This window comes from Streptomyces sp. NPDC096311 (assembly GCF_044763085.1).
Lineage (GTDB): Bacteria > Actinomycetota > Actinomycetes > Streptomycetales > Streptomycetaceae > Streptomyces.
Genome location: NZ_JBIWFN010000002.1, coordinates 563773 through 575354, shown reverse-complemented (window position 1 = coordinate 575354; position 11582 = coordinate 563773). Strand labels below are relative to the sequence as shown.

Here is an 11582-nt window from a genome sequence, read left to right as displayed (position 1 = left end):
CCGACGGCGTGAGCTGCGGGACTTCCTGATGAGCCGCCGGGCGAGGGTGTCACCGACGCAGGCCGGTCTGCCGGACGGCGGGGCCCGCCGCCGCACGCCCGGGCTGCGCCGCGAGGAGGTGGCCGTGCTCGCGGGTGTCGGCGCGTCCTGGTACCAGTGGCTGGAGCAGGGGCGGGACATCTCCGTCTCGCCCCAGGTACTCGACGCGGTCGCCCGCGTCCTGCGGCTCAGCAACGCCGAACGACGCCATCTGTACATGCTCGCCGGGCTGAACCCGCCCGCGCCGGAGGTCGCGCCCGAGGTCCGGGACATGTGCGACGGGCTGCGGCGGCTCATCGACACGTGGATGCCGTATCCGGCGCACATCATGGATCCCTACTACAACTGCGTGATGTACAACGACGCCGCCGGGATGGTCCTCGGGATGCGGCCTGACAACACGCAGAACTGCATCATCGACTTCTTCGCCGACCCGCTGTACCGGGGGCAGTCCCGGACTTGGGAGAAGAACGCGCGCACGGTCGTCGCCCAGTTCCGCGCGTCGTGCGCGGCGGCGCCGGACGACGAGGGATATCGGGAGGTCCTGGACCAACTCCTGGCCGTTTCACCGGAGTTCGCGGCGCTGTGGGAGGAGCGGGACATCGAGGACGCCGGGCAGATCCGCAAGGAGCTCGACCACCCGCTCGTCGGGTTGCTCGCCGTCGAGTCCACCGCGATGAAGGTGCCGGCGCGGCCCGATCTCACGATCGTGCTGCACACGCCGCTGCCGGAGGCGAACACGGCGGCGAAGCTGGAGTGGCTGGCCTCGCCGGAGGGCCGACGGGGCTCGATGTATCCGGTGGCGGGTTAGGTCTGTGGTGCCTCGTCTGTGCGGGTGGCTGGGTGCGGGGAGGTGTGTGCGTGCCGGGAGGTGTGTGCGTGCGTCTCCCGATCTCTTCGTATGCTCTGAACATGACCGACAGCAGCGCGCTTGACCCCGAGGACCGCAAGATCGTCACCCTGGCCCGTTCCGCGCGGGCGCGCAACGGGGTGCCGGAGGGCGCGGCCGTACGTGATGAGACCGGCCGTACGTATGTCGCGGGGACGGTGGATCTCCCCTCCCTGCGGTTGAGCGCGTTGCGTACCGCGGTGGCGATGGCGGTGGCGTCCGGGGCGAAGTCTCTCGAGGCGGCGGCGGTGGTGTCCGAGGCGGGGGAGGTCTCTTCGGAGGACCGGGCGGCGGTCCGGGACCTCGGCGGGTCGGCGACGCCGGTACTGCTGGCGGGCCCCGACGGCACCGTCCACCTGACGACGCCCGCAGGCTGAGCCCGCGCCCTTGAGGGGCGCGGGGAACTGCGCGATGAGCCCCCACTCACCCGCGGTCGAAGGACACACCCCCGGGGGGAACCGTCAGAAGCCGAGTTTGCGGAGTTGGCGCGGGTCCCGCTGCCAGTCCTTCGCGACCTTCACATGGAGGTCGAGGAAGACCGGCGTGCCCAGCAGCGCCTCGATCTGCTTGCGGGACTTGATGCCGACCTCCTTCAGGCGCTTGCCCTTGGGGCCGATGATGATGCCCTTCTGGCTGGGGCGCTCGATGTAGACGAAGGCGTGGATGTCGAGGAGGGGCTTGTCGGCGGGGCGGTCCTCGCGGGGAAGCATCTCCTCGACGACGACGGCGATGGAGTGGGGGAGCTCGTCGCGCACACCCTCCAGCGCCGCCTCGCGGATCAGCTCCGCGATCATGACCTGCTCGGGCTCGTCGGTGAGGTCACCCTCCGGGTAGAGCGCCGGGCCCTCGGGAAGGAGCGGGACGATCAGGTCGGCCAGCAGGTCCACCTGCTTGTCCCCGACCGCCGACACCGGCACGATCTCCGCCCACTCGAAGCCCAGCTCCCGCCCGAGCTGATCGATCGCGATGAGCTGCTCGGCGAGCGTCTTGCTGTCGACGAGGTCGGTCTTCGTGACGATCGCGATCTTCGGCGTCTTCTTGATGGACGCCAGTTCCTTCGCGATGAAACGGTCACCCGGACCGAGCTTCTCGTTCGCGGGCAGGCAGAAGCCGATGACATCGACCTCGGCCCACGTCGTGCGCACGATGTCGTTCAGGCGCTCACCCAGCAGCGTGCGCGGCTTGTGCAGACCGGGGGTGTCGACCAGGATCAGCTGGGCGTCGGGTCGGTGCACGATGCCCCGTACCGTGTGCCGCGTGGTCTGCGGCTGGTTCGCGGTGATCGCCACCTTCTGGCCGACCAGAGCATTCGTGAGGGTGGACTTGCCCGCGTTGGGGCGGCCCACGAAGCAGGCGAAGCCGGCGCGGTGGGGTGCCTCGGACGGCTCGGATGACTGGGTACGAACGCTCATGGCGCCCATTGTCCCTGATCCACAGGCCCGCGCCGTACGCCATATGCCTTTGACCGCTCCCGTGCGGCGACGTGAGGTTTCGGAAACCCCCACGCAATACGAAACACGCCGGAAACGCACACGTGCACAACCGGAAACGCGAACCCGTGACTCTCTGACGACGCCCCCGCACCCAGGAGAACCGAGGAGAGCCGTCCGTGGAGTTCGTGCAGACCGTGGAGACCCCGGACACCGTCAACCTGGCCGCCGCACCCCACCTCGACACCGGCGACACCGCCTGGCTGCTCGCCGCCACCGCCCTCGTCCTCCTGATGACACCGGGCCTGGCCCTCTTCTACGGCGGCATGGTCCGCACGAAGAGCGTCCTCAACATGCTGATGATGAGTTTTGTGTCGATCGCCCTGGTCACGGTGGTGTGGCTGGCGGGCGGGTACTCGCTCGCCTTCGGGGACGACGCCTTCGGGGGGCTCGTCGGCGGCCTGGAGCACGCGGGGATGAGCGGTATCGGGCCGGACAGTGTGCACGGGACCGTGCCCACCCTGCTCTTCGCCACCTTCCAGCTCACCTTCGCGATCATCACCGCCGCGCTGATCAGCGGGGCGATCGCCGACCGCGCGAAGTTCGCGGTGTGGCTGGTGTTCGTGCCGGTCTGGGCGCTGCTCGTATACGTTCCCGTCGCGCACTGGGTGTGGGGTCCGGGAGGCTGGATCGTGGCGAAGCTGGGGGCGCTGGACTTCGCGGGCGGGCTGCCGGTCGAGATCACCTCCGGCGCCTCCGGCCTGGCTCTCTGTCTCGTCCTCGGCCCCCGTCTCGGCTTCAAGAAGGACGCCATGCGGCCGCACAACCTGCCGATGGTGATGCTGGGCGCGGGGTTGTTGTGGTTCGGCTGGTTCGGCTTCAACGCCGGGTCCGCGCTGGGCGCCAACGGGCTCGCCGCCGCCGCTTTCCTCAACACCCTCGCCGCCGGCTGCACCGGTCTGCTCGGCTGGCTCTTCGTCGAGCAGAAGCGCGACGGCCACCCCACCACTCTCGGCGTCGCCTCCGGCGCGGTCGCGGGCCTGGTGGCCATCACCCCGTCCTGCGGGTCCGTGTCGCTGCTGGGCGCGCTGGTCGTCGGTCTCGCCGCCGGTGTCGTCTGCTCGTACGCCGTGGGCTGGAAGTTCAGGCTGAACTACGACGACTCGCTGGACGTCGTCGGCGTTCACCTGGTCGGCGGCGTCATCGGCACGGCCCTCATCGGTGTCTTCGCCGACGCGACGATGACCGGTGGCGCTAAGGGACTGCTGTACGGCGGTGGGTTCGGACAGCTCGGCAAGCAGCTGGTGGCGGTCGTGGCCGTGGGGGCGTACGCCTTCACCGTCACGTACGGCATCGGGAAGGTGCTCGACAAGGTCGTGGGGCTGCGGGCGGACGAGGAGCACGAGCACACCGGCCTGGACCTTACGGTGCATGCAGAGACCGCCTACGATCACGGGGTCCTGGGCCACGGCGCCCCGGTCTCGTCATCCCTCCCCACCGCTCAGAAGGCCAAGGCCCAGGCATGAAGCTCATCACCGCCATCGTCAAGCCGTACCGCCTCGACGAGGTCAAGACCGCTCTCCAGGAGCTCGGCGTGCACGGGCTCACCGTCACCGAGGCCAGCGGGTACGGGCGCCAGCGCGGCCACACGGAGGTCTACCGCGGCGCCGAGTACCAGGTCGACCTGGTCCCCAAGGTCCGTATCGAGGTCGTCGTCGAGGACGCGGACGCGCAGGCCGCGATCGACGCGATCGTCAAGGCCGCGCAGACGGGGAAGATCGGCGACGGGAAGGTGTGGTCGGTACCGGTCGAGACGGTCGTACGGGTACGGACGGGCGAGCGCGGCCCCGACGCGCTCTGAGCCACCACGGGCGGGTACCGCTCCTGCGCGCACCGAGCGGCCACGGACGGGTACCGCCCCTGCGCGCCCTGATCACCACCACGGCGGCGGCGATCCCCGCGCCCGTCACCACCGCCATCAGCCAGGGGAGCGCGAAGAACGACGTGCTCGCCGACTCCCGGGTGCCGGGCGCGCTGGCCGTCAATGTCACGTGGCCCCAGTCGAGTTGAGGCGCTCCGTGCCACGGCTCGGTCAGCCGGACCCGTTGCCCCGGCAGCAGCTCCGAGGGGATCTTCGTGAGCCCCCGGGACAGCAGCGTACGTCCGAAGAGACCTTCGGCCCGCAGCCGTACCTTCGGGTTCAGGGTCACGTTCCCGGTGTTGTGGAGGGTGTACGAGACGGTGGCGCCGCTCTCGCCGAGGCCGGGGACCAGGGGCTGGTGGTGGCTGATGCGGACCTTCTCGACGGCGAGGGCGGGGACGGTGGGTCCGCCGACCCGGAGGTAGATCCGGGCGCCGACCGCCCGTTGCACCGCCACCGAGGAGGTCGCCGCGTCCCCGGACTCGAGGCGCTCGTCGAGTGCGACCAGCGCGCCCGGATGGTCGCCGGGTTCGGCCTTCTCGGGCACCCGGAGGGTGAACGGCACGGTCACCGAACCGTGCGCGGGCACCGTCACCCGGGAGCGGGCGGGGTGCACCCACGCGCCGACCCCGAGCTGCTTCTCCTTGACCGTCCGCACCGCGAACCCGCCGTCGCGCGCGGTGTTGTAGGCGTCGGCGGCGTACAGCCGGAAGGTCAGCGGGGCGCCGGTCTTGTTGGCGACGGTGACCTTGTCCCGGAGGGTCTGGCCGGGGTCGGCGGAGAGGTAGAAGTACGGGCGGGCCGCGATCTGCGTGGAGACGGGGTAGACGGACCAGCTGCCGTTGTCGGCGGCGTACGAGGCGGGCGTGGTGAGCGCGAGAAGGAACACGGACAGGATGAGGACGTACAGCTTGCGCATGGGTGCGGACCCCCGCGGATGTGGGTGGATTGGCCCTGGGTGGACGGGCGGGTGCGCGCCCGGCCACCGGGGTGCGGAGGGGTGGGTCAGGTGAGCGTCAGCGTGAGCACACCGGAGTAGGAACCCGGCGGGGTGAACGCCGGTACGTCCAGTGACAGTCCGGCGTCGACGGTGAACTCACCACCGGTGAGCGCCCCGTTGGGGGTGGATGCCAGCGTCGCTCCCGCACCGCCCACCGCGCCGGACGAACCGGCCTGGCAGGTGCTCGGGCTGCCCGCCTTGGTCGCGCAGGCGGGGGTCCAGCTCAGCTTCCCGGCATCGATCTTGGCGCCGGGACCGGTGAAGTCGGTGACCTTGCCGGTCAGGGACCAGCCCGCGGGTCCGCCGCGGAAGTCCTTGACCGTCACCGTCTGCAGGGCACCGGTCGAGGCCCCGCCCTTGCCGAAGTCCACCGCCGACAGCTGGACGGCGTCCCCGGCCTGGGACATCGACAGGGTGCCCGCCTTCACCGTGGTGGTGAGTTTCTGGGAGCCCGCTGGGATGGGAGTGTCGTCGACGACCACGTACGCCGCCGGCCCCGCTCCCTTGGTGTCGCTCCAGCTCGCGCCCTCGTACGCCACCACACCGGTCGTCGTCTTGTCGCTGACGGTCAGCGTGCCGCTGATCGAGCCCTGTGCGTCGGCGGTCGTGGTGGCGGTGTCGGCGGTCTGGGTGGCCCCCGACCGTCCGGCGAGGGTCACGCTCGCGCCCGGGGTGAAGTTGCTGCCGGTGACGGTCACGCTGTCACCGGGCTTCCCGGAGGCCGAACCGAGCGAGATGGCACGGTTGTTGGTCTGGGTGCCGTCCGTCGCGGTGATCGTCCCGGAGACCGGGGCGGGCGGGTTGGTGACCGTGCAGGGGGTGTCCAGCTCCAGGATGTAGCTGGTGTGGATGTTGTAGTCGCCGGGCGCGAGGGTGATGGCACCCGGGCTGGTGACGGTGAAGGTGCCCGTCATGCTGAACCCCGGGAAGGGCGCGTTGCCCGCCACCGGGTCGTTCTTCCTGGGGCCCGCGACCGTGACGTCTCCCGTCTGCGCGCCGCCGAGGGCGACCTTGCCGGTGGGCGTCATGATGTCGGCGGGCAGGGCGAGGGCGGTCGGGTTGTTCGCGGCGGGCGTGACCACCTTGTACGTCACGGTGACGGTGTCACCGACCTTGGGACTGGCGTTGTCCACCGTGATGATCGCGGTGGTGGTGCCGTCGATCGGCGGGATGCCCGCGATCGCCGGCGGGATGCAGTGCGTGGCGAAGTCCACGTTCTGGGAGTCCGCGGCCGCGGCGCCCGCCGGGGCCGCCAGCGCGCCTCCCGCGGTGACCGCCAGCGCGGTCACCCCGAGCAGTGCCGCCCAGCGGCGTCTTCGGGCGTGCGAACCCCTGGTTCCCCTGTGCGTTGCCATGTGCCCCCTCCTGAGGGATGCGGGCGCAGCGGCTCGTCTGCGCCGACAGGGGGCCATTGATGTGCGGGTTGTGTGAGAAGTCAATGGAGGGCCCGGACGGCAACTGATGGGCCATCAGGTCGTGTCAATATCGTCAACTGGGCACCCCTGTAGGCCAGTTGGCTGTGATCAGGCAGTTCTTCGGTCCAGCGGTCCAGTGGTTCAGGCAGTACGAGGACCGGTGCCGCCGCGCGCCGGCGACACCGGTCTTCACGTAGGTGCTGTGGCGGGGCTCAGCTGAAGACGAACGGGCCCGGTGCCTGCGCCGCACTCGCGGTGCATGTGATGGTGATGCCGAAGACGACCATCTTCAGCGAGCCCCCGTACGCGTCGAGGCTGTCGCCGGAGGCGACGGTGCCGCTGAGCGGGCCCACCGTGACCCCGCCGCCCAGCGGAATGGCGGGATTCTTCGTGCCGGTGAACGCGACGGTGCCGCCGCCGGACTTCGCCATGGTCAGGGTGGAGGCGATGGAGTCCTGCGCCAGCGCGATCGGCGCGGTGATCGAGGTGGAGCTGAGGGTGATCGTCGCGGCCGTGCCGGTCTGGGTGGCGGTGAGGGTGGCCGCGCCACCGCCGCCGATCGTGCAGGTCGCGTTGATGGTGGCGGTGAGCGGGGTGACGGCCGCGGCGGTCGGCGCGAGGGCCAGGCCGGTGGCGGCGAGGGTGCCGGCGGCTAACGCCGCGGCGATACCGAGTTGCTTGCGTTTCATCGGGTTCCCTTCCCTTGTACGGGAATTGCCATGTGGGGATGGAGGGACGGAACCGTCTGCTCAGAGGCCGGGGCCGGGCACACGGACGCGTCACCGGTGAACGCCGGTGCGGGTGCGGAGAGATGTGTACACGGACCGTCCGCGAGCGGGGTGCGGGACGCCAGCGGAGGCGTTTCTGACGGTCCGTCGGAACTAGCGGTTCCATTGATGCGCGAGCGGCTTGGGATTGCAAGGCATGCCGGGCGGTTTCTTCAGGGGTTGTCGAAAGTGGCCGAAGTTCGTCCCTGTCCCCTGATCGGCCCGCTACTCGGCGAGTTCCGCGATCAGCGCCGTCGCCACCGTCCGGAACCCCAGGCGGCCGTACATCCGCGCCACGTCCTCGTCCCCGGCCGACAGGAACAGCGTCTCGACGCCCCGCTCACGCGCGTCGGCCACGAGGGCGGCCGTGACGCCGTACGCCAGCCCGCGGCGCCGTTCGGCGGGCAGGGTGCCGACGCCCGCGATCTCGCTCACGCGGCCCACGGGCAGGTGCATCCCGGAACAGACCACGACGCCGTTCTCGACCGCCGCGGCCAGTACGGTGCGGCCCACGCGGATGCGATCCGCGGCGGCGGGTACCTCGGCGGCGCGGGCGGTGATCTCGGTGGCCAGCTCGCCGGTTCCGGCCTCCCCCACCGCCGTGCCCGGCGCCGCGAACGCCACATGCGGCACCGACAGCGCGCCCGCCAGGAAGGGGTCTTCGGGGTCCAGGACGCGGACCAGGGGATGCGGGTCGGGCAGCGGCGCGTCCTCGTCGCGGATCATCAGGGGATGCGCGTGCACCCGTAGCCCCGTCGCCTCGACCGCCTCCCGCAGGTCCGGCGTCACCTCCGCCACCCACTCGAAGGCCTCCGGCACGCACAGCTCCCGCTGCCGCGCCCGCACCCGTTCGACGTCCTCGGCGGTGGCCGCCGGGCCCGTCCAGTCCAGGGTGGGGCGCGCGTAGTAGGGCCAGCCCGTGGCCTCCCGTACGAAGAGGGTCAGCGGGCCGAAGTCCTCGGCCCGCGCGGCGGCGCGCGGTACCGAGTCGTAGTAGCGCTCAAGACCGTCGAGGGATGCGTTCACAGTCGTCATGGCGCCATCCAAGAGGAATTCGGATGTCGGTGGCATTCGAATTCAGTCGACTCCCCTGATCCGCCCCACCAGCAGCGCCCCCGCCAGTCCGATCACCGCCGCCAGCAGGTACAGCACCCGGTAGCCGCCCAGATACGTCACGATCGGGGCCGCCAGGGCGGGGGCGGCGACCTGGGGGAGGGCGTTGGCGACGTTGATGACGCCGAGGTCCTTGCCGCGGTCCAGGGCCTTGGGCAGGACGTCCGTCATCAGCGCGAAGTCGACGGAGGTGAAGACGCCGAAGCCGATCCCGAGGACCGCCGCCGCGACGATCGCGCCCGGCCAGGTCTGCCACCCGGAGAGGACGGCCGTCGCCACCGCCATCAGGACGCCCGACCAGATCACGAACGGCTTGCGGCGGCCCACCCGGTCCGACCACACCCCGCCGACCACGACCGTGGCGAGAAGGGTGACGCCGTTGACCGCGGTGAGGATCAGTACACCGTTCTCGGGGTCGTCGTAGTGGAGCCGGTCGCGGAGGTAGTACAGGAGGTAGAGCAGGACCAGGGCGTTGCTCAGGTTGATCAGGAAGCGGGTCAGCCAGGCCCAGGCCAGGTCCGGGTGGCGGCGCGGGCTCAGCCAGAAGGAGGCCGCGAACGTGCGCCAGGACCAGGCGGGGCGGGCCGAGGCGGGCAGCCGCAGGTCCCGGTAGCGCAGTACGTACGGCCCCACGCCCACCAGCGTGAACACCGCACACGCCGCGTAGCCGCCGCCCACACCCCCCGCCGCCGTCGCGAGGCCCGTTCCGCCCACCACGCCCAGGATCTGTGCCGCGCCCAGCCAGCCGCCCACGGAACCCCGCTGGAGCCGTGGCACCCGGTCGGGGACCGCCGCGGTGATCGCGGCGAAGGCGGCGTTCAGGGTGAGCTGGACCAGGCACCAGCCGGCCGCCATCGTCCAGACCCCGCCCGCTCCCCCAAGCAGCAGCAGGGAGAGGGCGCCGCCCGCCGAACCCGCCACGATCCACGGCGTACGGCGGCCCCAGCGCGCCGTCGTCCGGTCGGACAGCGCCCCGAAGAGCGGGTTGGCGATCAGCGACACCATCGCGCCCGCGCCCGTGACCCACGCCAGCATCGTCTCCTTCGACATGCCGGTACCGGGCGCGAAGTCCTCCGCCTGGGAGGCCAGCAGGATCTGCAGCGGGCCGTACCAGCCGACCCAGATCGCCCCGTTGGCGAGCGAGAGCGCCGAGGTCCAGCCCCGGCCGACCCGCTCGACGGGCTCGGCGAGCGCCCCCACGGACGCGACGGGGTCGGCCGCCGTCATCCCCGCGCCCGCAGCGCGTCGCGCAGCCAGGTGTACGACGCCTTCGGGGTCCGCTTCAGCGTGTCGTAGTCGACGTGGACCAGGCCGAAGCGCCGCGCGTACCCCTCGGCCCACTCGAAGTTGTCCAGCAACGACCACACGAAATACCCGCGAACGTCCACGCCCTGTTCCAACGCCCGGTGCAGCGCCCGGACATGGCCGTCGAGGAACGTGATCCGCTCCTGGTCGTCGACGCCCTCGTAACTACAGCCGTTCTCGGTGATGACGACCGGCGGGAGGCGGTCCCCGTAGCGCTCGCGGAAGCCCACCAGCAGCTCGGTCAGCGCCTCGGGGACCACCGGCCAGCCGAAGTCGGTGACCGGGTATCCCTCAAGTTCCCGCACGGAGAAGGGGAGTTCGGCGGGCAGGGTCAGTCCGCTGAACTCGATCTCCGCGCCCTCGGGGGCGCCCACCTTGGTCGGCTGGTAGTAGTTGATCCCGTACCAGTCGATCGGTTCCGCGATGGCCTTCAGGTCCGCCTCGATGTCGCCCGGCATCAACTCCCCGATGCCGTCCGGGTATTGGCCCAGCAGCAGCGGGTCCGCGAACAGGCGGTTGAGGAGGAGGTCGTAGAAGTCGGCGGCCTCCACGTCCTCGGGCTGCTCGGAGGCCGCCCAGGTCGGGCCGTGCGAGTTGGCGATGCCGATGTCCGTGACGCCGGCCGCGCGCAGGGACCGGACGGCGAGGCCGTGGGCGAGGAGTTGGTGGTGGGCGATCGGCAGCGAGTCGAACAGGAGCCGTTTGCCCGGGGCGTGGGCGCCGAGCGCGTGGCCGAGCAGGGTGTGTTCGGCGGGTTCGTTGAGGGTGATCCACTTCTTGACGCGGTCGCCGAGGCGGGCGGCGACGACACCGGCGTACTCGGCGAAGCGCTCCGCGGTGTCCCGGTTCAGCCAGCCGCCCGTCTCCTCCAGCTTCAGCGGGAGGTCCCAGTGGAAGAGGGTGGGTACGGGGCGGATGCCCGCCGCGACCAGGGCGTCCACGAGGCGGTCGTAGAAGTCGAGGCCGCCGGGTGAGTTCACGCGGGGCCAGGAGATCGAGAAGCGGTACGCGTCCACGCCGAGGTCGGCGAGGAGGGCCACGTCCTCGGGGTAGCGGTGGTAGTGGTCGCAGGCCACGTCCGCCGTCGAGCCGTCCTTGACGCGGCCGGGCGCGGCCGTGAACGCGTCCCATACCGACGGGTCGCGTTCGGCCGCGGCTCCCTCGATCTGGTGGGCCGAGGTGGACACGCCCCAGAGGAAGCCGGGCGGGAACTGCGGTAGGGGGTTCGTCGCCATGCGCGCGATCATCCTTACCGGCAGTAAGGGAAGTCAACGGGTTGGTGTGAACCGGGAGTTACGGCTTTGGGCGGGCGCCTGGGCGCAGCGGCGGTGCGGTGGTTCGCGACTGCGGCCCCGGTGGGGGCTTGGCGCGCCCACGCGGCGGAGCCGCATATGTCACAGCCCCGCGCCCCTGAAGGGCGCGCACCTGCACCGGTGTATCTATGCGCCCTCCTTCAGGACCCTTGAAATCAGCTTTCGCTGCTCCTCCGTCAGCCGTGGATCGGCGGCGTAGACCGTCTTCCCGTCCACCGTGATCTCGTAGCTGAAGCCGTCGGGGACCCCCGCGGGGCGCGGGGGCCGGGCGGGGGGGGGGCGCCGGGGGGGCCCGGGCCCCCCCCCCCCCGGGGGGGGGCGCCCCCCCGGGGGGCCCCCCCCCCCCCCCGGCGGCCCCCCCCCCCCCCCCCCGCCCCCGCACAGCCAAAA

The 11582-nt window shown here is 71.4% G+C and carries 11 protein-coding genes and 1 pseudogene; 4 read left to right on the top strand and 8 right to left on the bottom strand.

Annotation, left to right across the window (positions count from 1 at the left end):
• Positions 1 to 28: 28 nt before the first annotated feature.
• Together ACIRA5_RS07230 and ACIRA5_RS07225 are read left to right on the top strand one after the other, a co-directional pair.
• A complete protein-coding gene (locus ACIRA5_RS07230; protein ID WP_403688634.1) occupies positions 29 to 850 on the top strand; it encodes a helix-turn-helix transcriptional regulator in 822 nt (273 codons plus the stop codon).
• A 101-nt stretch (positions 851 to 951) separates the two neighbouring features.
• Positions 952 to 1305 carry a cytidine deaminase gene (locus ACIRA5_RS07225; protein WP_403688198.1) on the top strand — a complete coding sequence of 118 codons (354 nt, stop codon included), beginning with the start codon at positions 952 to 954 and terminating at the stop codon, positions 1303 to 1305.
• 84 nt (positions 1306 to 1389) lie between these two features.
• Here the strand turns inward: ACIRA5_RS07225 and era are convergent, their stop codons facing one another.
• A complete protein-coding gene (era, locus tag ACIRA5_RS07220) occupies positions 1390 to 2349 on the bottom strand; it encodes a GTPase Era (RefSeq protein ID WP_179436579.1) in 960 nt (319 codons plus the stop codon).
• A gap of 188 nt (positions 2350 to 2537) precedes the next feature.
• Between era and ACIRA5_RS07215 the strand changes: the two genes are divergently transcribed.
• A complete protein-coding gene (locus ACIRA5_RS07215) occupies positions 2538 to 3884 on the top strand; it encodes an ammonium transporter (protein WP_403688196.1) in 1347 nt (448 codons plus the stop codon).
• Positions 3881 to 4219, top strand: coding sequence for a P-II family nitrogen regulator (locus tag ACIRA5_RS07210; protein WP_403688193.1), 339 nt, complete (start codon positions 3881 to 3883; stop codon positions 4217 to 4219). The genes ACIRA5_RS07215 and ACIRA5_RS07210 overlap by 4 nt, the downstream gene beginning before the upstream one ends.
• Here ACIRA5_RS07210 and ACIRA5_RS07205 read toward each other — a convergent pair.
• The 7 genes and pseudogenes from ACIRA5_RS07205 to ACIRA5_RS07175 form a co-directional block, all read right to left on the bottom strand.
• The gene (locus tag ACIRA5_RS07205) at positions 4113 to 5198 is read right to left on the bottom strand and encodes a WxL protein peptidoglycan domain-containing protein (protein WP_403688192.1); all 1086 of its coding nucleotides are present in this window, start codon (positions 5196 to 5198) and stop codon (positions 4113 to 4115) included. The two genes, ACIRA5_RS07210 and ACIRA5_RS07205, sit on opposite strands and share 107 nt — an antisense overlap.
• Before the next feature lie 86 nt (positions 5199 to 5284).
• Positions 5285 to 6634: a beta-xylosidase gene (locus ACIRA5_RS07200; protein WP_403688190.1), complete on the bottom strand. Its 1350-nt coding sequence runs from the start codon at positions 6632 to 6634 to the stop codon at positions 5285 to 5287.
• Positions 6635 to 6906: 272 nt separating this feature from the next.
• Positions 6907 to 7383 carry a hypothetical protein gene (locus tag ACIRA5_RS07195; RefSeq protein ID WP_403688188.1) on the bottom strand — a complete coding sequence of 159 codons (477 nt, stop codon included), beginning with the start codon at positions 7381 to 7383 and terminating at the stop codon, positions 6907 to 6909.
• A gap of 303 nt (positions 7384 to 7686) precedes the next feature.
• On the bottom strand, positions 7687 to 8496 hold the full coding sequence (locus tag ACIRA5_RS07190) for a GNAT family N-acetyltransferase (protein ID WP_403688185.1): 810 nt from the start codon (positions 8494 to 8496) through the stop codon (positions 7687 to 7689).
• Positions 8497 to 8538: 42 nt separating this feature from the next.
• Complete coding sequence (locus tag ACIRA5_RS07185) at positions 8539 to 9801, bottom strand: MFS transporter (RefSeq protein ID WP_403688183.1); 1263 nt, start codon at positions 9799 to 9801, stop codon at positions 8539 to 8541.
• On the bottom strand, positions 9798 to 11126 hold the full coding sequence (locus ACIRA5_RS07180; protein ID WP_403688181.1) for a GH1 family beta-glucosidase: 1329 nt from the start codon (positions 11124 to 11126) through the stop codon (positions 9798 to 9800). Before ACIRA5_RS07180 ends, ACIRA5_RS07185 begins: the two co-directional genes overlap by 4 nt.
• Before the next feature lie 192 nt (positions 11127 to 11318).
• A pseudogene (locus tag ACIRA5_RS07175) lies at positions 11319 to 11582 on the bottom strand (hypothetical protein); the annotation flags it as partial.